This is a genomic window from uncultured Pseudoteredinibacter sp. (assembly GCF_947500695.1).
Lineage (GTDB): Bacteria > Pseudomonadota > Gammaproteobacteria > Pseudomonadales > Cellvibrionaceae > Pseudoteredinibacter.
This window is the reverse complement of the sequence record NZ_CANMSS010000003.1, coordinates 216,356-240,123: the sequence shown is the minus strand read 5'-3', so window position 1 is coordinate 240,123 and position 23,768 is coordinate 216,356. Positions and strand designations below refer to the sequence as shown.

The 23,768-nt window shown below is 46.5% G+C and carries 23 protein-coding genes; 4 read left to right on the top strand and 19 right to left on the bottom strand.

Annotated features, from left to right (window positions below; translation table 11 throughout):
- Window position 1: 1 nt before the first annotated feature.
- From Q1A08_RS07690 to ampD, 5 genes are all read right to left on the bottom strand, one after another.
- The gene (locus Q1A08_RS07690) at window positions 2-1,543 is read right to left on the bottom strand and encodes an MFS transporter (protein ID WP_299771511.1); all 1,542 of its coding nucleotides are present in this window, start codon (window positions 1,541-1,543) and stop codon (window positions 2-4) included.
- Between the two features lie 16 nt (window positions 1,544-1,559).
- Window positions 1,560-2,042: a YajQ family cyclic di-GMP-binding protein gene (locus Q1A08_RS07685; RefSeq protein WP_299771509.1), complete on the bottom strand. Its 483-nt coding sequence runs from the start codon at window positions 2,040-2,042 to the stop codon at window positions 1,560-1,562.
- 372 nt (window positions 2,043-2,414) lie between these two features.
- Window positions 2,415-3,062, bottom strand: coding sequence for a TetR family transcriptional regulator (locus tag Q1A08_RS07680; RefSeq protein ID WP_299771508.1), 648 nt, complete (start codon window positions 3,060-3,062; stop codon window positions 2,415-2,417).
- A 120-nt stretch (window positions 3,063-3,182) separates the two neighbouring features.
- Window positions 3,183-4,241, bottom strand: a complete 1,059-nt coding sequence (locus tag Q1A08_RS07675) for a hypothetical protein (protein ID WP_299771506.1) — start codon at window positions 4,239-4,241, stop codon at window positions 3,183-3,185.
- Window positions 4,242-4,336: 95 nt separating this feature from the next.
- A complete protein-coding gene (gene ampD, locus Q1A08_RS07670; protein ID WP_299771890.1) occupies window positions 4,337-4,948 on the bottom strand; it encodes a 1,6-anhydro-N-acetylmuramyl-L-alanine amidase AmpD in 612 nt (203 codons plus the stop codon).
- A 150-nt stretch (window positions 4,949-5,098) separates the two neighbouring features.
- Between ampD and nadE the strand changes: the two genes are divergently transcribed.
- The 4 genes from nadE to Q1A08_RS07650 all read left to right on the top strand — a co-directional run bounded on the left by nadE (window position 5,099) and on the right by Q1A08_RS07650 (window position 9,572).
- Entirely contained in the window at window positions 5,099-5,941 is an 843-nt protein-coding gene (nadE, locus tag Q1A08_RS07665) for an ammonia-dependent NAD(+) synthetase (protein ID WP_299771504.1), read from the top strand.
- Between the two features lie 5 nt (window positions 5,942-5,946).
- Entirely contained in the window at window positions 5,947-7,533 is a 1,587-nt protein-coding gene (locus Q1A08_RS07660; protein ID WP_299771502.1) for an ATP-binding protein, read from the top strand.
- Complete coding sequence (locus tag Q1A08_RS07655; protein ID WP_299771500.1) at window positions 7,530-8,891, top strand: sigma-54 dependent transcriptional regulator; 1,362 nt, start codon at window positions 7,530-7,532, stop codon at window positions 8,889-8,891. The genes Q1A08_RS07660 and Q1A08_RS07655 overlap by 4 nt, the downstream gene beginning before the upstream one ends.
- Window positions 8,892-9,011: 120 nt before the next feature.
- A complete protein-coding gene (locus tag Q1A08_RS07650; RefSeq protein WP_299771498.1) occupies window positions 9,012-9,572 on the top strand; it encodes a GspH/FimT family pseudopilin in 561 nt (186 codons plus the stop codon).
- A gap of 47 nt (window positions 9,573-9,619) precedes the next feature.
- Here the strand turns inward: Q1A08_RS07650 and Q1A08_RS07645 are convergent, their stop codons facing one another.
- The 14 genes from Q1A08_RS07645 to Q1A08_RS07580 form a co-directional block, all read right to left on the bottom strand.
- The gene (locus Q1A08_RS07645) at window positions 9,620-10,108 is read right to left on the bottom strand and encodes a type IV pilin protein (RefSeq protein ID WP_299771496.1); all 489 of its coding nucleotides are present in this window, start codon (window positions 10,106-10,108) and stop codon (window positions 9,620-9,622) included.
- 34 nt (window positions 10,109-10,142) lie between these two features.
- Complete coding sequence (locus Q1A08_RS07640; RefSeq protein WP_299771494.1) at window positions 10,143-10,460, bottom strand: hypothetical protein; 318 nt, start codon at window positions 10,458-10,460, stop codon at window positions 10,143-10,145.
- A 12-nt stretch (window positions 10,461-10,472) separates the two neighbouring features.
- On the bottom strand, window positions 10,473-13,916 hold the full coding sequence (locus Q1A08_RS07635) for a PilC/PilY family type IV pilus protein (protein ID WP_299771492.1): 3,444 nt from the start codon (window positions 13,914-13,916) through the stop codon (window positions 10,473-10,475).
- 33 nt (window positions 13,917-13,949) lie between these two features.
- A complete protein-coding gene (locus Q1A08_RS07630; protein WP_299771490.1) occupies window positions 13,950-14,567 on the bottom strand; it encodes a pilus assembly protein in 618 nt (205 codons plus the stop codon).
- On the bottom strand, window positions 14,567-15,658 hold the full coding sequence (locus Q1A08_RS07625; RefSeq protein ID WP_299771488.1) for a PilW family protein: 1,092 nt from the start codon (window positions 15,656-15,658) through the stop codon (window positions 14,567-14,569). Before Q1A08_RS07625 ends, Q1A08_RS07630 begins: the two co-directional genes overlap by 1 nt.
- Complete coding sequence (pilV, locus tag Q1A08_RS07620) at window positions 15,655-16,164, bottom strand: type IV pilus modification protein PilV (RefSeq protein WP_299771486.1); 510 nt, start codon at window positions 16,162-16,164, stop codon at window positions 15,655-15,657. Before pilV ends, Q1A08_RS07625 begins: the two co-directional genes overlap by 4 nt.
- Entirely contained in the window at window positions 16,155-16,730 is a 576-nt protein-coding gene (locus Q1A08_RS07615; protein ID WP_299771485.1) for a GspH/FimT family pseudopilin, read from the bottom strand. The genes pilV and Q1A08_RS07615 overlap by 10 nt, the downstream gene beginning before the upstream one ends.
- A gap of 190 nt (window positions 16,731-16,920) precedes the next feature.
- Window positions 16,921-17,853, bottom strand: a complete 933-nt coding sequence (ispH, locus tag Q1A08_RS07610; protein WP_299771888.1) for a 4-hydroxy-3-methylbut-2-enyl diphosphate reductase — start codon at window positions 17,851-17,853, stop codon at window positions 16,921-16,923.
- Between the two features lie 2 nt (window positions 17,854-17,855).
- Window positions 17,856-18,314 carry a peptidylprolyl isomerase gene (locus tag Q1A08_RS07605; protein ID WP_299771886.1) on the bottom strand — a complete coding sequence of 153 codons (459 nt, stop codon included), beginning with the start codon at window positions 18,312-18,314 and terminating at the stop codon, window positions 17,856-17,858.
- A gap of 96 nt (window positions 18,315-18,410) precedes the next feature.
- Complete coding sequence (lspA, locus tag Q1A08_RS07600) at window positions 18,411-18,911, bottom strand: signal peptidase II (RefSeq protein WP_299771884.1); 501 nt, start codon at window positions 18,909-18,911, stop codon at window positions 18,411-18,413.
- Window positions 18,912-18,936: 25 nt separating this feature from the next.
- On the bottom strand, window positions 18,937-21,741 hold the full coding sequence (gene ileS / locus Q1A08_RS07595) for an isoleucine--tRNA ligase (RefSeq protein ID WP_299771483.1): 2,805 nt from the start codon (window positions 21,739-21,741) through the stop codon (window positions 18,937-18,939).
- Window positions 21,742-21,779: 38 nt separating this feature from the next.
- Window positions 21,780-22,727 (bottom strand): bifunctional riboflavin kinase/FAD synthetase, encoded by a 948-nt coding sequence (gene ribF, locus Q1A08_RS07590; protein ID WP_299771480.1) that lies wholly within the window; start codon window positions 22,725-22,727, stop codon window positions 21,780-21,782.
- 135 nt (window positions 22,728-22,862) lie between these two features.
- Window positions 22,863-23,183 carry a DUF3301 domain-containing protein gene (locus tag Q1A08_RS07585; RefSeq protein ID WP_299771478.1) on the bottom strand — a complete coding sequence of 107 codons (321 nt, stop codon included), beginning with the start codon at window positions 23,181-23,183 and terminating at the stop codon, window positions 22,863-22,865.
- Window positions 23,183-23,737: a DUF1415 domain-containing protein gene (locus tag Q1A08_RS07580; protein WP_299771477.1), complete on the bottom strand. Its 555-nt coding sequence runs from the start codon at window positions 23,735-23,737 to the stop codon at window positions 23,183-23,185. Before Q1A08_RS07580 ends, Q1A08_RS07585 begins: the two co-directional genes overlap by 1 nt.
- Between the last annotated feature and the right edge of the window lie 31 nt (window positions 23,738-23,768).

Here is a 23,768-nt window from a genome sequence, read left to right as displayed (position 1 = left end):
TTTACTGTGGCGAATCTTTATCGATAGGTAAAGAGCGTTGCAACATTAGCACCAACACAACAGCAGGTATCCCCAACGCCGCGGTGAGATAGAAAAAGTACTCGTAACCTATTGCTAAAGACACCATCCCGGAGTAGCCCGCCAATAGCTTAGGAAATAAGGTCATTAGTGAACTAAAAATGGCGTATTGCATGGCAGTGAAAGAAACGCTTGTTAAGCTGGACAAATAAGCAACAAAAGCCGCCATCGCTAGACCGCCGCTCAAGTTATCTGCCGTAATCGCCATCATTAGCAGTGTGCTATCGGCCGCTGCAGTGGCTAAGAATGAAAAAAGAATATTTGTCAGCGCGGAAAGAACCGCACCAAGTAGCAGGACCCTATACACACCGTAGCGAATGGACAATAAGCCACCCAGGAACCCCCCGGCAAGGGTAGCAAACAAACCGTAGAATTTCGAAAAGGACGCTATTTGCTGTTTGGTATAGCCAGCGTCTACATAAAAAATATTGGCGATTACCCCCATTACAATATCCGACATTCGATATAAAGCGATCAAAGCTAGCAACATTACGGTTTTTTTGCCGTAGCGCTCAAAAAAATCAGCGATAGGGTCAATATAACTACGCTTTACTACTGCAGCAGGCACAAGCTCAACGGTGATAGCCAGCTTTACTAAAACAAAGGCAAAAACGATAGAAGCCAGTAAGCGAGCGCTCTCGACAATAAAGCTAGCCAACGCTTTATTATTGAACAGTTCCACCAACCAAGGTTTTAATTCAATAATATGCTGGCCAATAAACACAAACGCCAATACAAAGGATGCTGCGCAGATAATAAAACCCAATAAAAGCCGAACATTATCTCCCCTCGAAGCTACCACCTCACGCCTTTGCGAAACTGGCTCCTCAACCACCAACGTCGTAAACACACCTGCCAGCATAGCCACCGCCATACAAGCATAAGCAATAGTCCAAGCCGTCGGGCTATAGCCCTCCCCTCCAAACCAATCCGATAAATATAAAGCCCCAGCCCCGCCGAGTAACATTCCGATTCTAAAACCAGCAATATAGGCACTAGAGAGCATCGACTGCAGCGAACTGTCAGCAGACTCAATTCGATAGGCATCAATCACAATATCCTGTGTCGCTGCGGCAAAGCCCAAGGAAACCGCAGCCATTGTGGTCAGCCAGAGGCTATGTTGCGGATCACTAAAGGCCATCGTGAGTAGCGAGGCTATCACCCAACACTGGCTAATCAGCAGCCAGGAGCGGCGGCGTCCCAGCGATTGAGCCAAAAGTGGAATCTTTAATTGATCAATAAGCGGAGCCCAAACAAACTTAAACGAGTAGCCGAGGGCCGCCCAACTCAGGAAAGAAATAGTAGAGCGATCTATACCAGCTTCTTTGAGCCACAAAGAAAGCGTCCCAAAGATTAAGAAATAGGGAATACCGGCAGACAAACCCAACAAAAGCAGGGCGAGGACTTTTTTAGATAAAATGAGCCGAAACGTTTCGTTCCAACTCTGAGCATGGCTATCAGGCATTAAGTTGTTCTATTGATTAATCGCGAAAGTTATTAAACTGCAAAGGCATATCCAATTCAGAGGCGCGCAACATCGCCATAACAGCTTGCAGGTCATCACGCTTCTTGCCCGTTACCCGAACTTGATCGCCCTGCACCTGGGCTTGTACCTTGAGTTTTTTCTCTTTAATCATTTTGACGATTTTTCTCGCCAAATCGCTATCAATACCAGTGCGAACAATAACATCCTGCTTTTTTTGCTTGCCTGAGGAGATAATGTCTTTACATTCCAAACACTGAATGTCGATCTTATTTTTGTGCAAATCACTTTGTAGAATATCCAGCATTTGCTGAACCTGGAATTCTTCATCAGCACGAATAGTGATGGTGAAATCGTTGCGAGTGAAATCAGCATCCACGCCTTTAAAATCAAAACGGGTTGTTACCACACGATTAGATTGGTCAACGGCATTGGTTAAAGTGTGCTTATCCACTTCCGATACGATGTCAAAAGACGGCATGAAATTCCCCGGCTAACAAGTTCATAAATATGCGCCGCATAATAACAGCACCACCAAAAACTATCTCGATTGATTTTATGAGAAGTGCTTGAAGGAGAACTAAGCTGTTGGAATTTTGAGCGCGCTTAAACAGGGAATAAAGCGAAAGAGAAGATGGAAAAGGCCCTTACCGGCTCGACCCAAATGCAGCTAGTGTTTCAGTGCTAGGCGTCCATGCGAATCGAGGAGCTGTATATTTGTACAGGCAAACCGGCAAGGGTATTCATAATAGGTCTTGGCCACCTGCCCCGTCAAGGCCTGCTGTAAGTTATTTTTCAAAGACTGAAGCTTAAGCGCTAACCCTATATATTTAGGATCATACGTAGTTAGCAACTACCCACTAACTAACTGAGAACTAAGAAGTCTATGGAGACGAAGATGAACATCCTCTCGGCTAAGCATTTGAGGAACAGCCAATCGACGAAAGCGCAAAAAATGAGCAACATCCAGTAGCAGGTGAGCATCAGTGGCGGGATCATCACTGCCCATCTCTAGATAAAAATCATGCATCCGGGGATAGAGGCGATTGCACAATTCATAGGCAAAATTGCGCTGTTCTTCTTCCAGGTGAAGGTCAAAATGAAAGGTCATTTCCACAGCCACACCTTCACTGCGCTCTAGCAAATCAGACTCGATAAAGTCGGTCATATAGTTGACCAATAGGGTGACGAGCGCCGTTCTATCGCCGCTGAGCTTGGCCTCCACAATGGCCGGCTGTAAAAACTCCCCATGGAGGCTCTGCCAACGGCCCTCAAATTCATTGAGAACATTCTGCTTATAGTAGGCAAAAGCATCGTGCAGCAGCGCTTCTAGGTCTTTAAAATGGTAGGTGGTTAGTGAAAGGCTTACCCCAGCCTCTTTGGCTATAGCTCGATGAGTAAGGGCTCGATAACCCTGGCTTGCCAAGACTCTTAACGCCGCCTCCAGTATCTGTTGGCGAGTCTGCTCTCCCCTACTGGGCTTTGAGGACGGCTGGGCCATGGAAATTCCTACTTAAAAGGCGCCATCATAACAGCCAGGGGGCAATCTGTTGAGCTGTAAAAACGCAAAAGGGCAGCGATTAACTGCCCTTAATCTTTGCAAAGTCGCTAGGAATAGCGCTTACAAGGCCAACATGAGATAAACCGCCAATGCACATAACCAGAATAAGCCGGTTCGGTAGAACAAGGACTGTAAGGTCTCCATTTCACAGCAGATAGCCTCACAATCAAGCTTTTCAACATCAATATCTAAGGCGCCACCAACTGCATTACCCAACACCTTTTTCGACGGTGTTTTAAAACACAGCAAGCTGTCACGCCAGCGCTGCATACAGCTCATAAAGTTACCGGTGATGGCAAAGCTTAGCCCCAACACTCTAACTACCGGCCACTCCAACAGCCAAAGCAGCTTATTGAGAGGCTTGGCATCAATGACAAAGTCACCACCTTTAGCCTCCACGTTAGCCTCTTTCTTAGCCTCAGCGCTAGATTGGTCTTGGCCAGAAGCCTCAAGTGCTTGAGGCGCTTGCTCTGAGCTTTCCATGTTTTGGGCGTCTGTTTCTTGCTTGTCGCTATCTTCGCCGGTAGAAGAGGCTTGCTCCGCGGCTACGTTAACCTGCTGGGCATTTAGCTCTACACGACGTGCCTGATACTCGCTATAGAAAACACGTAAGATTCGGTAAGCCAGAGCTGCCAATGGGCCTAACATGGCAAACCAAAAGAACACCACAAATACGCGTTCCATAGCACGGTAGGCCGCATTTAACAGTGTTTGATGGTATAGCTCTGCCTTGTCGTTCGCGAGCTCTTCCTCTGCAGGACTTGCCTGTAACTCGCGCGCAGCGGCTTTAATGGCGTCGTTATCTGCGCCTCTAACAGCAGCAATAAAGCCTTGTACCTGGGCTTTGAAATCATCTCGACCAATGCTGTATAACAAGATAAAGGCGGTCACAATAAACTCTAAGAAGCCACTTTGATGGGCGCTCCATTGCAGCGCATAGGCCGCTATGGCCAAAGGCACCAAAGCCGCAATGAGCCAATATAGCCAAGGCTTATTTCGTAAACTCTTTCCCGCGATGGCCTCTAGCCACGGCTTTACCCATTGATCAAAATGAAGCCAGGATGGAGTTCCAAACCAGCGTACACAGATCAGGGCAATCAATAGAACAGTCAATTGCATAGTTTCACCCAATGTCTTTTCATTCGATAGCTATTCATTCGGTACAGTTTTACCGATTAAGTTTTACTCTCCCTTTTTAGACGAGGCTAAAGCGACTAACTATCACCATAAAGTGTAAAGATTTGCTGCAGCTGCTTTTCATAGCGGCGCCAGTCAAAGTGTGGGCCTGGATCTGTTTTGCGCCCTGGGGCGATATCGCTGTGGCCACTAATATGAAAACCAGCAACTTTTGACGACAAATTAGGCTGAGTGGCACGGATGGACGGGCATAGCTCTATCAGTTTGAAGCTAAGCTCTGCCAGGGCTTGATACTGCTCGGGGCTATAGCATTGGTCGTCACAGCCTTCGAGCTCTACTCCAATACTGTAATCATTGCAGTTTTCGCGCCCCTCGTAGCTTGACTGCCCTGCATGCCAAGCTCGCTCAAAGACATCCACAAACTGAATGATTTGCCCGCTACGCTCAATCAGAAAATGGGCCGACACTTGTAGCTCAGCGATGGTGGCGAAATACGCATGGGCGTTGCAATCGAGCTGATTGCAAAAAAACTTCTCGATATGATTACCGCCAAACTGCCCTGGCGGCAAACTGATATTGTGAATAACCAGCAGGGATATATCAGCAGACGCTGGGCGCCGGTTAAAATTAGGCGATGGGCATGCTCGAATATGGTGCAGCCAACCTTGATTCTGTTTACTCAAATTTATTCCTCATAGGCGCAGTACTTTGACAACCAAGATTAAATAATCAACATATATTTCGCCAGAGCAGCAATTGGCTTAAAATAAACCGTTTGGATAGTGGCTGCCTTCAGCCCATCTGCATTATTCTAACGCTCAACTAAGCGAGATAAAACTATGCGCGCTGCCGACATAATTGCTGAAATGAAAGTTTTACCGGAGATCAACCCCGAGCAAGAGGTCAATCGCCGCGTGTCTTTTATCAAAACCATACTAAAAGCAGCGAACAGTAAAACCCTCGTTCTTGGTATTTCAGGGGGTGTTGACTCAACTACATGCGGCCGATTAGCGCAGCTAGCAGTCAGCCAGCTAAACCAGGAAGAAGCTCAACAAGGCTACCAATTTATAGCTGTTCGCCTGCCATATGGCGAGCAACAAGACGAAGACGAAGCTCAACTGTCTTTGCGTTTTATCGAGCCAAGCCACTCTGTCAGTGTCAATATTCAGGCAGCTGCCGATGGCGCCCACAGCGCGACTTTGGCCGCAATTGGTAATGCAGGCCTAGATCAAGGCAGTACCGTTAAACAGGACTTTGTAAAAGGCAATGTAAAAGCTCGCTGCCGGATGCTTGTGCAGTACGAAATTGCCGGCTTATATAATGGTTTAGTGCTGGGTACGGATCACTCAGCCGAGAACATCACCGGCTTTTACACCAAATGGGGTGACGGCGCCTGCGATTTAGCGCCGCTATTTGGCCTAAGTAAAAGACAAGTTCGCCAATTAGCCGCACACCTTGGCGCCCCAGAGCAGCTGGTGCACAAAACTCCAACGGCAGATTTAGAATGCCTAGAGCCGCAAAAAGCTGACGAGCAGGCGCTGGGACTAAGCTATGACCAGATTGATGACTTTCTTGAAGCGAAAAATCAAGACCAGGATGTGGAAGATAAACTCATCCAAATCTATCTGCGCACACAGCATAAACGAGAAGCCATTCCTACGGTTTACGATGTAGAAGGCTAATTACGATGGCCACAGCCGCCAGCTCGACTCAACTGCCAGAATCCAGCCTTCGTATACTACGAGTCTACAGCTATTATCGTTTTGCCCTGAGTGCACTGCTGCTGACCATGTTCAGCAGTGGCTTTAGCCGAGATATTTTTGGCTCTTATGATCCCAAGCTGTTTTTCTATACAGCGGCGGCCTACTGCTTTCTTAGTTCCGTTAGCTTACTCCGCTTATGGCTGCAAGCTCCTGCCGCCAGAACCGAACAAGTCTTTGCTAGCACAGTCGTTGACTTAATTTTTATTAGCTTACTCTGTTATAGCAGTGGTGGTACCAGTAGCGGCCTTGGCTATTTATTTTTCATCAGCGTTATTACCGCCAGTTTATTTATCCAAGGACAGATACACTACGCCTTAGCCGCAATCGCCAGCATCTTTCTATTAACTGGTGAGTTGTTAATCACACCAGTCGATCCTCGCAATGTTTTTTCGGCCGGCGCCATTGGTGCTTTATTATTTCTGGTTTCTGGAATTTTTCAAAATGTAAGCCGTCGCCTGCACCTCAGTGAAGCTGCCGCACTAAAACAAGCGGAGCATGCTCAATACTTGGAGCAGTTAACTCATAGGATTGTGGCTCGCTTATACACTGGCATAGTCGTTGTAAACCAACATAAGCAAGTCGAAATTATCAACGAATCCGCTAGGCACCTACTAAACATTGAAGAGCAACTACCCGAGCTACCGTTTTCAATGCAAGTGCTACCCGAACTGCAAGAGCTACTCCTAAAGTGGCTAGAGAAACCCCAGCCCAGTGCCCAAATTATTCAGCTAGCAAACAACCCGCAGGAGCTGCGTATCGGTTTTGTTCAACAAGGGGACGACACTTTAATTTTTATCGATGATAATCGGCAAATCCATAACCAGGCGCAACAGTTAAAACTGGCTTCTCTCGGTCGCCTCACAGCATCTATCGCACATGAGATTCGCAATCCACTCGGGGCCCTTAGTCATGCCAATCAATTGCTACAAGAATCTAGCGAAATTCACGATGCCGATAAACGCCTAACGGAAATTATCGACAACCACTGTTTGCGAGTTAACGGTATTATTGAAAGTGTTTTACAACTTTCAAGAAGGCAGGCCGCCAATATTAGCTCTATAGAGCTCAACCACTGGTGCAGCGAATTCTGCAAGCGCTATAGCAGTGAAAAAGGCGCCTTTATCGGCAGCCACTCCTTAGCTGAAAATTTAAACAGTGCCTTCGACCAACACCAAATGTCACAGGTACTTAGCAACTTAGTAGATAACGGTGTGCGCTATAGCGAAGAACACAGTGGCAATGCCAAAATTGAACTAGTGCTGGATCTCGACAAGGAGACCGGACGCCCCATTATCGATATAATCGATAGCGGCCCAGGCATCCCGGAGCATGAGCGCAGTAAAATCTTTGAACCTTTTTATACAACGCACCACGCGGGCTCGGGATTAGGCTTGTATCTTGTAAAAGAATTATGCGAGGCCAACCAAGTTTCCATTATTATCAAAGAAAGCCGACCAGGGCATAACTGTTTCAGACTACGCTTTCCAGATCCAGAGGCATTACTGCAATGAGCAAGGCGCGCAAAGTTCTTGTTATCGATGACGAACCTGATATTCGCGAACTACTAGAAATCACCTTAGGCCGAATGGGTTTGGATACTGTTGCCGCTGGAGACTGCAAACAGGCAAGAAGCCTGCTAAAAGAGCAGGAGTTCGATCTCTGTCTTACTGATTTAAAGCTGCCCGATGGCGATGGTATTGAACTGGTTGAAGAGATTCAAAAGCTGGACTACGCCTTACCCGTCGCAGTCTTCACTGCGCATGGTAATACAGACACCGCCATCAACGCCATGAAAGCGGGCGCCTACGACTTTGTGTCGAAACCCGTAAACCTTGAGCAACTTCGGACCCTTGTAAATAATGCTCTAGAGGTAAAGAAAAAAGCCAAAAACGGCCGTAAGCAACAAGGACCAAGTTTTGTTGGTGATTCCCAAGCCACCAAGCGTTTGAAAAAACAGATCAAAAAATTAGCGCAGTCCCAGGCACCTATTTATATTTCAGGTGAGTCAGGAAGCGGTAAGGAAGTCGTTGCTCGCTCGATACACTATCAAGGACCAAGGGCAGAAGGCCCCTTTATTCCAGTTAACTGTGGTGCCATCCCTGCTGAGCTAATGGAAAGTGAATTTTTCGGTCATCAAAAAGGCGCCTTTACCGGCGCACACCAAGACAAAATCGGTCTGTTTCAAGCTGCCGATGGCGGCACTCTGTTTCTTGATGAAGTTGCCGACCTACCCCTAGATATGCAGGTAAAATTACTGCGCGCTATTCAAGAAAAAGCAATACGCCCTATTGGCGCTCAAGCAGAAATCCCCATTAACGTTAGAATTCTAAGCGCTACCCATAAAGATTTACATGCCGAGGTCAGCGCACAACGTTTTCGTAGTGACTTATTTTATCGAATCAATGTGATTGAAATAGCCGTTCCTGCATTGCGCGAGCGTCGAGAGGACATTACTGAATTATGCGATTTCTTTCTTGAAAGAATTGCCAAAGATATGGACCTGCAGGCAGCCAGTTTAGATCAAGGAGCCAAACGCAGACTACATAACTATCAATTTCCAGGGAATATTCGCGAGCTTGAAAATATACTAGAAAGAGCTTTCACGCTTTGTGACAATGACCTTATTACCGAAGCAGACTTATTCATCAACGAGCCACCTAGAAACAGTGTAGAAAAGCAATCAAGTGGCTCCAAACATAGCCTCGATGGTCGCAGCCTGGATGATTATTTGATCGAAATTGAAAAAGAGTTCTTGCTAGGAGCACTGGAAGAATGCCGCTGGAACAAAACCGCAGCAGCAGAGAGTCTAGGCATTACATTTCGCTCTTTCCGCTATCGCCTTAAGAAACTGGGTTTAGAAGACGTTTAATCTCTACACCAGATGGCTTATACAAAATAAGCCATCACCCTTCCCTTGCCCTAGTGCTAATGTAAAGACAGTCGTTATGCTTTGTTGAATCTTATCGTCGTTCTCAGCGAGAGGTTCAGCATGGAAAGACTATCGATCAGTAGTAAACATTTAAAAGGATTCAGCCTAATTGATGCCATGCTTGGAATTGCAAGCCTGGCCATTATAAGCGCATTGGCTTTACCGAATATGCGAAGCTTTTATCACAAGAGCAGCGCAGAGCATAGTGTGCGCCAACTTATTAGCGCATTACAAGCAACTCGAGCAGCTGCCGTACACAAGAGAAAGATAGTCAGCCTATGTCCCACTAGGAATGCACAAACTTGCAGCCGGCGGTGGGATGATCAACTTATGATTTTTGTCGACCTAGACAAAAGTGGCAAACGATCTGAAAACGAGGAAATAATTTATGTGAAAGGCGGCCTACAAAGAGGTGCATATATAGAGTGGAGAGCATTTCGCAACCCTAAATACTATATTCAATATCGACCTGATGGCAGCACCAATTATCACAACGGTACCTTTGCCTACTGTCCACCAATAGACCCAGAAATCAATCACCGGCAGATTCGAATAAACCGAGCTGGCCGACCAAGAATGGCATTCAAGCATGAGCACAATAAAAAGTTCTGCAAAAAATAAAGGCTATGGAGAAACTCACATAGCCCTTATTTAGAATCAGTTCAGGTTTAACGCCAGCACTTATTGATCTTATCTTGGTTGCTAGAGTTCTTTAAGCCGCGAACCCCGCCACTGGTATAAGTTAACGGGCCGCAATCGGGATCACTAAAACCGCCAGTTGGTGAAGCAGTCAAAGTATAAGTTCTGCACAATGGCGCAGTGTCAGAACCTGCCTCGCAGCCACCAGGGCCCACAGTCATGGTTAGCTTATAATGTTCATTTTCACTGAGATCATCAGTAAGGCCGATACCACAGGCAACGCCACTGCAACTACCACCACCACTTATTTTGTTGGTATAAGACACATACTGTGCAAAGAATTGCTCCTGCTTCGAAGCAGCCTTTAACAACAAATCCTTTGCTTCAATCCGCTGCCCGCGCTTAGCAGCCTCACCGAAGTATGGTATGGCAACAGAGGCAATAATGCCTACGATTACAACGACAATCATCAATTCAATCAGGGTAAAACCACTGTTAAATCTCGGGGATGGCTTCATGTACACTCCGTATATCAAATTTTTAAACTGCCAACTAGTTTAGCAGTTGTACGCTGTCAACGTACAAAACCTGAGTCTTTTTATCATAGCGCACAAAATACTCAACAGCCTGGCCCGTTCTCATCGCAAAACGGTTAGTTTTAGCACCGTTAGCCGCCAATACTTTAAAGTTCAGCGGCATTACAAATCGGCGGTCATCAATTATGAGCTGCTGCTTTTCATGGTGCACATAATGGATTGTACCTCTTAGCAGCCCCAATAGCTTAACCCCGCCGTTCTCATCATACTGTTGCGCGGCCACAGGACCTGTGAACAACCCAAACAACAACCCCAATATAATCATTTTTTTCATGTTGAGCCTCTATTACTTTAAGGTTGTCCAAGAGGTTTGCCTTGCCTGACTGCCAGAGCCGAGCAAATCTAACTGGATTAACTCTCCATCTTGCGTTGGAATCAGCACTTTAGTTGTCCCATTATCACCCTCCAGTGTAGATATTTCACCTGGCATACCCTCAAGTTTGATTCCTGCTAGAGGTACTGAGCCAATATTGGCTCTAGTGAAAACCTGAAATGGCGGCTCACCACCGGTGAACGCATCTACTGCCATCAAATAACCACTAGGACTACCTTCACACGTTGCAGCATCAGGGATAATACTGCCAAACACCACTACAGAAGAGCCCACCACAAAGGAATTAATAATCCGCTCACGATCAGCTGGCAAGTCAATCATCCAACCAGCTTCAGAAACTAAATCGTCGTAATCTACAGCATTATTACTCAGTGTTCTGCTATTGCTTTGGTTAGATACCGTCTGCCTCTGTAAATTGTTACGAGTTAAGCCGCCAACGCCTCTATCCCAAACACCATAAGCGGATTGTTTGGCGGTGTTTGCTTGGTCACCATTCGAAATAAATTGCCCAGTACCAAAATAAATTAACAAACTTGGGCGATAATTTGACGCCAACCGAAAGCGATGAGATTTTACTCTAGGCATGCTAGTAATCGGCTGCCTGTTTGCTACCTTACCATTTTGCTCGCAAGGAGCTTGATAACAGGCTGTAAATAGCGGTTGATTTCTGCCATTCTTTTGGTGAGCAACCTTCCAATTGTCACCATCTTTAGCGCTAACATCAAAGCTCCACATGTTGCCATGAAGATCGCCTGCGTAAATACGATCTGCAATTGAGTCGCTGTCTAAGTCCAGAACTAGTGGGGAGGACATGCCATTACAGTCGCTACCAATATCTTCGCAATTTCCTGCCGCTATCAGATTGGGATCACCGCTATTTTTAGTTTCAAGCACTCTATACGATGGAGATTTATTATCGAGATATACTATAAATAGTTTCGCATGACCATCACTGTTCGCCCCAGGGTTATAGCCATTGCCCATTACCGCCGCCCAACGACCGTCATTCATCCTTATTACAACAGGCTCGCTAAAAGTAAAGCCGAGGTCATTATGACTAAATTCTCTTACTACTTTTGATGCTGCATTCGATTCCGTCACTTGATCTGGGTTAGTAACATCTAGCACATAGATACCGCGGCCACCGCCGCGTAAAGCACCAACCAAATAAGTTTTCCAGGCGCCATCGACATAAACATCACGAACGGTAATTGAACCATCTACGTATGGAATATGTGAATAGTTAGTTGACGATAAATAATGCAAACCAAAAGCTGAGTTTTCATTAAATATTATTGAAGGTACGTATGCGAAACGCTCTTCCCCTGTATCTGCATCAAAGGCATGCAGCATACCGTCATTAGCGCCGACATATACCATTTCTCGGCGATTTGCTTTTGACTTTGCGAAAGCAATATAGGACTTTGATGCCTCATCACCCTCTATCCTATCCGGATAACTTTCATTTGGTTGTGCTACATAGATAGGGCTCGAGTGTGCAATATCACCCAGTCGCTCGCCGACTCGATCACGAAACACCTTATTAAAGTTATCTTCAATAGTCGCACTATTGGCCACGCCACGCTCATAAACATGCTCGCCACGCAGATAGTTCAACAGGCGTTCACCAAAAACTTTATTTTCATTAATTTGGCTTTGGGTACTAGCAGACTCATGTGGAGCGTCAAAAAGTAAGTCTGCAACCTGCCCTTTTGATATTTCAGTATTAGCGTCTGGGGTAACATAATTATTCGGGAACCTAAATGGAACGCCACGACTACCATTATATGTCAATATCTGCCGACCATTAGGGTCTCGAGCTTTAAGCTTTTCTGCCGCTGACCACTCATCTGTTAGTGCAATTTGTTCCACGCCGCCAACTGAAACAGTTGTGATTTTCTGCCTAATTAAATCGCCAGACCATGATTTCTCTGGAGAAAACACAGCTTTAAAAACTGCAGAATCAGATGTAATTGATGAGCTATTTAAAGCTAGCCCTGAAGAGGAGCCTACTTTGCTTTTGATCGAGTTGATCGCATCCGATAGGCGCTGAATAAGCTCCTGGGGATTCTTAGCACTTAAGAATTCTCCGCGCGAATTATAAGCCGCATGCAACATATCATCCACAGTACTTGCTTGGTTAGCTACAGGCTGCGGCCAATTACCATTTGCAGGCGGTTCGCTTAAACTACCATTTACACCGAAAGCTACCGTATAGCTGACTAAGTGCTGAGCACGATTCAACAGCGGGTCCGGTACAGGAGCATTAGGGTCTAGCTTTGGGCCAACTAGATTAGGAAGACCTGGAGCCAAATCACCTTCATAATAATACATCGCCACATCAGCTAGAGTGTTGGAGTATCCATCGCCGTATTTGTCCCCATCAAAGTCGGTATTGTCATCATTATCCGCATTGCCTACATTTGGATTGCCGCCATTCCAAAAACCATCACTCATTACTACCGCAAAATTTTGCTGACAGGCTCCATTTTCCGATGATGGTAGGATTGGTGAAGAAGGCGTTTGCCCGCCAAACAACTGACTGGGAGTGGTTTGATTTTGATGAAAATACTTGCCAACACGCTCCAAACTTCTACGCAACGGCGTTCCACCACTGGAGTCAATCTTAAACAATCGGCGCATCAAATCATTCTTGTTAGCTCGACTACCATAGTCTATCGGGGTGCTCAGATCATCAATATCTTTGATTGGTACACCCACGCTGCTGTTATTATGGAGAGTTGCCAAGCCCATTCGAGCATTACTCTCCAAAATGATTTGTGAAAGTGCACGTTTCGCAACAAACTCACGCTTGCGGTAGTATGTATACCAGTTAGCAAAATCGATTTGCTGCTCGGCCGGTAAGTTTCTAGCATAAATTTGAGTATTTAACGCACACTCACCTGCATCATATCTACCATTGCCCTTACCATCCGCCTCAATCGCATCATTCCACTCGTAAAAATACCAGTCGCGAATATTTCTATAAGATGTTGGGTTACTATATGGGTCGTCTGAAGCCGTAGTTAATGTTCTGTTGCCATATTCATTTCCATCGGAGTCGACGCCACGCCAAGGACTGTAAGCCAAGCGTTTCTCTAGCGTATCATTTGCAGGATCGGCCGCTTTCTCCCGGTATAGGTTCGCGTTGTACCACATGGCGTTAATCGCAGTACAACGATACGTAGCGGTATTTGCGTAATACACGTCGTAATCTGTGATCAAATATTCCCAGTTCATACTTCCGGAATCATCCACCAGAAACATAATATTGGACTGCGGAGTTTTACCTACAAACAATGGCTGAGACGCAATTGGGCCTGGCGCAGCGTGGGCTATATTTAGCCCTAGTGTCATTACCACTGCCACCGTAGCTTTTTTAAATAGAATTTCCATTAGTGCATTACCGTTCTTAGTGACCCACGCCGATTAAAATGACTCAGCGGTTTTGTAGGTAGTTTGAACTATCGAGTAGACCTGCGGGTCTTGCGCCCAGCCGATAGATATTATCCTGTAATGAAACACAGGCTTAGATTTAGCGCCCTTTTTATCGAGCTCTTTCACTGATCGACCTAGCTCTTGCTCACCTAAGAACTCGATAATATAACGCGGATTTTTAGCGGTCATAGGCAGTTTCAAGTCAGCCGCACTTACTTCTACACTATTACTGTTCTTCCAGGAGCTAGGATCGTGATAATCTGCAAAATTGTCATCCACAGAAATAGTTTCGTAAAAATACTCTTCACTATTGGCTGTATTAGAATACAACCCTTTGCTTACATCCTTGAAACGTAAATAAGGATTATTTGCATTAGTTTGCAAATACAACAATGCGGCTCTCGAACCAGCTTCCGCTGCATGCAATGAAACTTGCATTTGCCTTTCATTTGAAGCCATACGAGCTTGAAGCGTACTACTGGACATAGATGCTATCGCCACTACAGACATAACCAACAGCACAACAAGAGCCACTATAAGTGTAACCCCTTTTTGTTTAACTGGAAGCTCTCCCCAACCCAAACCAGGGAATCGTTTTTGAACTATCATCACAATTCCACCACCGGGTTTTTCAGCATAATCACTTGGGACATCTCGCGCTGAATGCGTTTAGTACTAGAATTATCATTCGTACCAGTAGCCTCAATAGCACTTAGAGTAACATCCATTTTAACTCGATCTACACGATTCCAACGTCCAGCTGACGCAACTGCAGTTGCATTTCCAAAGCTAACTAAGTTGCCATCTCTCCAACCATACTCAACTTGAAAATCTACAACTCCATCCATAATTTCCTGGCCATTTCTAAACAAAGCACAGTACTGAGGATGATTGCTGTCGCACTGAGCTGTACCACCTCTAGTGTTCGCTTGTTTAGCGGATTCGCTTAGCTGCACTTGGTAACTATAGCCCCCCATCCCCGCTAAAAATAAGCGCGCTCTTATTTTTCCTTCATTGTCCGCATTGTTTATACCAATAAAAGGTAGGTCTATGTTAGTAGATATATTCTTTTGCCCTGCATTAGGGTGACCACTCGGTGCTCCATTACCACCTTTAGTTAAAGCCACAACACCATCTGTGCCAGGATCATTGGTGACAATAAAAACAACTGCATAGTTACAATCGGTTAATACCGCAACATCCCACTGTTTGATGGAGTCATAAGCTAACTGAAAATTTATACTGTTATCTAAGGTTATTTGATCATCTAGCTCGGGCTTAAAGTCTTCCACCAGAGGAATCGAGCGCGGCAAAGCAAAGCGAAAGAAAACCTCGTCGGTACTATTCACCCCACTTGCATCTTTACCACTAATGGACGATGAAAAATTAGCTACTTCAGGCGTGCCATCAGCGTCAGCACCCGTACCTTCCGCCAGCAAGTTTATTACTCGCGTATCATCATCTAGGCGTGGTAGACATCCCAGAAAACCTGAGCTAGAACCTTCATCATTTAGCCTATTACTTGCAAAACGTATATTTTCTTGAATTCGCGACAGACCTTCCTGGCTTCGCTGACTTTCAACTGAGGTCAAATATAACTGAACCACCCCAGCCATAATCAACAAGCCGATAGTAACCGAAACCATTAACTCAATTAGACCAACACCTTGCTGGCGCTTTAAGGAAATAAATTTTCTCACAATCTAAACTCCAATCTAACGCAGGTTAAATCCGTTTTAGGGTTACCACCACAACCAACTTCAGACGCACCCGTTAGCTGGTCATCCCACATTACGATTACCTCGTGAACGCCATTATCATCAATTTCGACTGTGCCCCGCCCGGACGGCAATCTACTTTTTATCTCCTCGGCCCATTGCCCTGCATCCATAGTCTTGATGGTAGCCTGATCGCAATCAACACTACATACTGTTGCAGATCCAGAGTGGCTTTCAGTATCGATATTGTCATATAGGTTGTCATCAGCGGCTGAAAACACATTGTTGTTCGCATTGATTCGGTTAGCCATGTCTCTTGCCAAAACGATCGCAGACGAAGAAAACATCGCGCTTTGATTGCTTCGCTGACTGGAGTTTTGTAATGCCAGCGTACCAAGTAGTCCAACTGCCAATAAGAATAAGGCCACCATCACCTCAATCATGGTCGTCCCAGTCTGACGCTTACGCAGCACTGCTTTTATCCGCATGAATCTGCTCCTTTACGCACCGAAAAGGCGCCCGTTGGCATTATGGTAATTGTGACAGAGCGGTATTCGTCATTTGTGGCTTCTGCATTACCAGCACAAACCACCATTGTATAACCGGAAGCATCCCCCGGACTGCCATCGGCATTAAAGGTAATATATTTATCTGAAAATGCCATTGTCAGCTGACCACTACCAAAACGCTCTGTCGACAATAAACAGTCTTCTGTATCTTCACACTGCCCAGTCCCCGGGTTATAGGCATTGTTATTATTCCTATCAAGAAACATGATCCAATCTTCATCAAAGCGATTCTTAGCCTGATTTCCGGTACGGCAAGCGAATGAATTCGCCTTTTTAGCACACATAACTACTGGCGCACGGCGAGATACCGCTTCAGAACGGGCCATTTGCAAGGAGGTTTTAAACTTATCGAGATTGGCTCGCATTTGGCCGCGCTCACTCATTGAGGTCAGCCCAGGCACAGCAACCGACATAATTACAGCCACAATGGCGACAACAATTAAGAGCTCGATTAAGGTAAATCCATTTTCAGGGAACTTTTTCATAGCTTATATATACCAGAGAGATTCAATCAAAGAATCTTGAGGGGGATCGGCGGTGAGATGTGGCGATAAAATGCTAGATGTTGAGACAACTGACCGCATCCTGTCGGTTTAGAAGTGGTTCTGAGCATAGCTCAGCGGAGGAGAATGTGCCAGTTTTCAGCGACTTAGCACATTCTTAGCCATAGACTTATTAGCGCAGCTCCTTCGGCAAAGAGAAGCTTACATTCTCCTCTTGACCGCTCATCTCGGCTGGCGGGCTTGCACCAAGAAGCTGTAAGCGCTTGATCACATCTTGCACCAGCACCTCTGGAGCCGAAGCCCCGGCACTTATACCTATAGATGATATAGACGCCAACCAAGCCTCGTCGATATCTCGCGCAGTATCAATTAAATAGGCTTTTGCGCCACAGCGCTCTGCCAGTTCACGTAAGCGATTGGAATTTGAGCTGTTTGGAGAGCCCACCACCAACACAAGATCGTTTTCCAGGGCCAGCTGCTTTATGGCATCTTGGCGATTTTGGGTGGCATAGCAAATATCGTTTTTGCGTGGGCCGCGAATCTCTGGGAATCGCTCACGCAAAGCATCAATAACCTTGGCGGTATCGTCCATCGATAAAGTAGTTTGAGTAACATAAGCCAATTTAGCAGGGTCGCGGACGGCAAGCTTGGCCACATCTGCCTCATCCTCCACTAAGTAGATGCTGCCACCATAGCTATCATCAAACTGCCCCATGGTCCCCTCAACTTCAGGGTGGCCATTATGACCAATAAGTATGCACTCGCTTCCTTCGCGGCTGTATTTTAAAACCTCGATATGCACCTTGGTCACTAACGGGCAGGTCGCGTCAAAAACTTTTAAGCTGCGGCGCTTGGCTTCTTCTTGTACCGCTTTGGATACGCCATGAGCACTAAAAATAACGATAACGTCATCAGGCACTTCGTGCAGCTCATCGACAAATACCGCGCCGCGGTCGCGCAAGCTATCCACGACAAATTTGTTATGCACCACTTCATGTCGCACATAGATGGGCGCACCGTGTATATCCAAGGCTCGATTAACAATATCGATGGCACGGTCTACACCGGCACAGAAGCCACGCGGGTTCGCTAGGTTAATATTGATCATTAGTGCTTTTGCACTCCATCACAAACCGCCACAGCGATGATGCGCACCTCAAAAATAAGGTCGCGACCGGCTAGAGGGTGGTTGAAATCGACTTTAACCACATCATCATTTACCTCTGCAACTACACCAGGTAGCTCAGCCTGCTGCGCATCTGCAAAAGACACCATCAAACCTTCTTCCAGCTCAATATCATCTGCGAAAGAATTCTTGGGGATCTCTTGAATGTTGTTTGGATTACGCTGACCAAAACCTTGCTCCGGTGAGATCGGAAATTCTTTTTCATCGCCAGCGTACAAACCCATTAAGACCTGCTCAAACCCCGGCAGCAAATTGCCATCCCCAACACTGAAGGTCGCCGGCGAACCATCAAAGGTAGAATCTACTAAGGTTCCGCCTGCCATTTTGATGGCAAAGTGCAAGGTTACTTGTGTTCCTGGGCCAATGGCCAATTCTGTCATATCAGTCATAAAAGCTAATCACTTTCTTTCCATCAAGCTGCGCCCAAAAACATACTGGTGCTACTTAGAATCTTTTTTAAGTCGAACTTTTAAACTTTATTCGTTCACATCACTGTCTTTGCTGCGCCAAAGATCGATCAACAGCATTACTGCTCCAGCGCATATCGCACTGTCAGCAATATTAAAGGATGGCCAGCGATGCTGCTGATAATGCAAAGAAATAAAGTCGACCACATAACCTAAGGTTAGTCGATCGTAGAGATTCCCCAAGGCTCCGCCAAGAATAAGCGCCAAGGCAATGGGCTCCCAACGCTGCTCCGGGCGAATACGCGCCAACCAAACTACCAACATGCAGCTAACGCCCACAGCAATTGCCGAAAAGAACCAACGCTGCCAGCCACCTTCTTCGCTTAAAAAGCTGAAGGCGGCGCCATAGTTATACAACAATAACCAATCGAAAAACGGTGTCACCTCAACTGGCTGGGCATATTGAAAACTGGCCAAAGCCCAAGCTTTGGTGAGCAAATCAAAGGCAATAACAAAAGCTGCCAAGGCATACCAGAGCAGGGCTTTTTTCCAAAACCAGGGGCCGGCCAAAAGACCGGCAGCTTCGCTAGTCGGCTTAGGCGAACTCACGCACTTCCCCTTCACCGGCAACATTCTCTACACAGCGACCGCAAATTGTTTCATGTTCCGCAACTTGACCGACATCTTCACGGAAGTGCCAGCAGCGCTCACATTTTTCATGGGCCGATTTATTAACCAGAATCTTTAAGCCTTCAACTTCTGTTTCCACGGCTTCAGCAGGCGCATCGGCCAGTGATTTAACTTCAGCCGCTGAAGTAATCAGCACAAAACGTAATTCATTTGCCAAGCTAGACAATGAAGCTTGCAGTACTTCATCACAATACAACACCACCTCGGCCTGCAAAGAGCCACCAACAACACCCTCAGCACGTTTTGCCTCCAAGGTCTTATTGACCTCAGTCTTCACCGCAGCAACTTGCTGCCAGAACTCATGCCCCATGGCAGATTCCGCAGCTGCTTCGGGTAAGGCGTACCACTCTTGCACAAAGATAGAACCCTGACGCTCACCAGGAATATGCTGCCACAACTCATCAGCGGTAAAGCTGGTGATGGGCGCCAACCAACGCGTCATCGCTTCGATAATATGATACAAGGCTGTCTGCGCCGAGCGGCGTGCAACACTGTCTTCTTTACAGGTGTACTGGCGATCCTTAATGATATCCAAATAGAAACCACCCAAATCTACCACACAGAAATTGTGCAACTTTTGATAAATTTGGTGGAAGCTATAAGCATCGTAGGCCGCAATAATTTCTTTTTGCAGTTCTGCGGTACGCTCAACCGCCCAACGGTCCAAGGACAGCATATCTTCGATAGCCACTTGGTCGCTCGCCGGATCAAAACCATTCAAGTTCGATAACAGGAAGCGTGCGGTATTACGAATACGGCGATAGGAGTCTGCTGTACGCTTAAAGATCTCCTTAGATACCGTCATATCGCCACTAAAGTCAGTAGCAGCAACCCATAGGCGAAGCACATCAGCGCCCAACTCACTAATGATTTCTTTTGGTGGAATCACATTGCCCAATGACTTAGACATTTTATGGCCATTGGTATCAACCGTAAAACCGTGGGTTAACACCTGCTTATACGGTGCGGCGCCATTAATGGCCATTGCGGTTTTCAAAGACGACTGGAACCAACCGCGATGCTGATCCGAGCCCTCTAGATATAAATCGGCCGGGTAGCGCAAATTATCTCTACGTTGTAGAACAGCGTGATGAGTCACACCAGAATCGAACCATACATCTAAGGTATCAGTTACCTTTTTGTATTTATCAGCATCGTCACCCAAAAGCTCAGCAGCGTCTAATTCGAACCACGCTTCCATACCATCTTGCTCAACACGCTTAGCAACCTCTTCAATTAAACGTGGAGTATCCGGGTGTAACTCTTGAGAGTCTTTATCAACGAATAAAGCGATTGGCACACCCCAAGTACGTTGGCGGGAGATACACCAGTCAGGACTGGAATCCAGCATGCTATCGATACGAGCGCGGCCCCAGCCGGGAATCCATTCAACATCTTCTACCGCTTTTTTAACATCATCGCGCAAGCCCTTTTGGCTCATGCTAATAAACCATTGCGGGGTCGCACGGAAGATCAATGGCGTTTTGGTGCGCCAGCAATGCGGGTAGCTATGCTCGATCTTTTCTTCGCACAGCAATACGTCTTTTTCTTTCAGCAGTTCAACTACCGCAGGATCAACTTTATAAACATGCTGACCGGCAAAAACTTCGACGATGTCGCGATATATACCGCTATCGTTCAAATAATTTAAAGTACCCAAGCCATAACGCTGTCCAACATTAAAGTCATCGACACCGTGATCGGGGGCGGTGTGTACGCAACCTGTACCTGCATCTGTGGTTACATGATCACCCAAAATCACTGGAATCTCGCGATCGTAAAACGGGTGCGACAAGGCCAATTTCTCTAAGGCTTCGCCTTTACAACGTGCAATCACTTCAAAGCTTTCAATGCCCGCGCGAGCCATAACAGATTCGTGCAGAGCTTCGGCCATTAGCAAAACCTGCTCGCCCGCCTTAACGGCAACATAGTCCAGTTCGGCGTGCATAGAAACAGCCTGACTCGACGGCAAGGTCCAAGGCGTTGTAGTCCAAATAACCACAAACACATTCTCAACACCCGTGAGCTCTGGCATGGCTTCAGACAGTTTTGCGCTGCCTTTCACTGGGTATTTAACATCAATCGAGAATGAGGTTTTGTTTTGGTATTCTACTTCAGCTTCAGCCAAAGCCGAGCCACCAACAACACTCCAATACACCGGCTTAAAACCACGATGCAAATGACCGTTTTCAGCGATTTTGCCAAGTGCGCGAATGATGTCAGCTTCAAATTGATAGTTCATAGTGAGGTAAGGGTTTTCCCACTCACCAAAAACACCTAGGCGAATAAATTCCTTCTTTTGACCCTCTACCTGGCGTGCCGCATAATCACGACACTTCTGGCGAAAGCTTTTAAAATCTAATTTAACGCCGGCCTTGCCGTTTTTCTTTTCTACCTGATTCTCAATAGGTAGACCATGGCAATCCCAACCTGGAACATAAGGCGCATCGAAACCGCTCAAGGTTTTCGACTTGATAATAATATCTTTTAAAATCTTATTAAGTGAATGGCCAAGGTGAATATCACCGTTAGCGTATGGAGGGCCATCGTGCAAAATGAATTGCTCTGCGCCTTGGCGGGCATCGCGAATCTGCTGATACAGATTGTCATCTTGCCATTTTTTCAACATGCCCGGCTCGCGCTGAGCCAGGTTCGCCTTCATGGCAAAGCCAGTTTTTGGCAAATTTAAGGTGGCTTTGTAATCACTCATTGTCGTCACTTAATAATACGGGCGCAGTATTGCGCATTTTAACGGGCAGCAAACCAAGCTTGCGCTTCGTCCTTATCCCGGTAGATCTGTTGCTTAAGCTCGTCGAGAGAATCAAATTTCTGCTCGTCGCGCAGTTTATGTTTAAACTCCACCGCAATTTCTTGCTCGTAGATATCTCCCTCGAAGTCAAATAAATGCACTTCGAGAATTGGCGTGTTTTCTCCACCAATAGTTGGCCTAACGCCCACATTGGCGACGCCTTGCAATAGCTGTCCATCAGCTAGGCTTACTTCAACGGCAAACACCCCATTAAGCGGCGAGCGATAGCGGTGAAGTTGCACATTGGCTGTTGGCATATCCCATTGGCGAGCCAACTGTTGACCACGGATAACTTTGCCCTCAATTTTATAGGGGCGCCCCAATAAACGTTCGGCCAAGCGAAAATCACTCGCCTCTAGTGCCGCTCGAATACGGGTACTGCTGATGCGCTCACTGTCTAGCATCAGAGTTTGGGTGTCCGTCACCTCAAAACCATAGCGCTTACCCGCATCCAATAGGAACTGATAGTCCCCACTGCGATCACAACCAAATCGGAAGTCATCACCTATAACTAGGTACTTCACCCCCAGGCCATCAACCAGAATTTGCTTTACAAACTCTTCCGCTGATAAGGAGCTGAATCGACGGTTAAAGGTGACACAAAACACGCGATCAACACCCGCCTCAAACAAGGCCTTAGCCTTGTCTCGCACCCGCATTAGTCGTGCAGGAGCTTTTTCACCGGCAAAGTATTCATGGGGCTGTGGCTCGAAAGTCATCACTACCGAGGCCAAACGCAGGCGCTGGGCCTGATCTCGAACTTGGCGAACGATGGTTTTATGGCCTAGATGCACCCCATCAAAGGAGCCGATCGTCACCACGCTGCCTCGATGACGAGGCTGCAAATTGGCGATACCGCGAATAAACTCTTGTGCGCCCTGCTGCATGGTCGACTGCTAAGCCCTTTTAAAACACAAAAGGCCGAGTATACCGAAAAGCCCTGTACTGGCCTACAGCAGATGGGGGAATTACCGGAATAAATTACCCTTATTTAGGGCCTAGAGCATTTAGAGAGAAGGCTCTTACTGTAAACGGTGAGGAGGCAGCTCAACCGAGACATTGCGAGAACCTTGCATGATCACCCAGCCTTGATAGCGGTGATTGCCTGTTGAGGTAAACTCGAAGGCAAACTCTCGACGCAGACCCATATTACCATTGCCTGCACGCTGAAACTTAACGCCTTTGAGGGCAATACTGTCGTCAAGCAATTGCACATTTTCCATATTGCAACGTCTAGCGGCGGCCTGAAAAGCTAGCTCTTTCACCTTTACAGCTGTGAGCCAATACCATGCAAAGATCGCTACTGGTATTAAGGGCCACCATTGAGACAAGGTATACAACATTAGGCTTTTGCCTCCTTACTACGCTGCAGGGCAGCTCTTAAGTGGGCCACCCCCAAACGCTCGGCATGGCGTCGATTTCGCTCGGGGATTTTTTCAGGTGAACTCACATGCTCTAGCGCTTCGCTTAAGCTACTTTCACGTAGCAAGTGAAAAATCGGCCAAGGACTGCGATTAGTGTAATTTTCAGCCTCTTCCGCTGAAATACCATCAAAACAATAATCTGGATGAAAACTCGCCAACTGAAACTCACCAATAAAACCTTGCGCTTCTAACAAGGCCTGCAGCAAATCCAATCGTTCAAGATAATCATCAAAATCTTCTAGCCCTTGAGGAACAATCAACAGAGCGGTTTCAATAGCTGATTCCGCCTGCAGCTGATAGCAGCTGTCGATAAAGTCTTGCAGCTGCTCATGGGGGTCAGAAGCCAACAGTTGATAATGCACACGATCAAGCACAGGGGCCGCGTAAGGGCAAAAATTCTCCCCCACCACAACGCTATTCACCCAAGCTTGAACCTGAGCAATAATATCCTGTGCTTTTAATTCAGTACTCAATCTAAACCTCGCCCTTACCGGCTATAGCGAC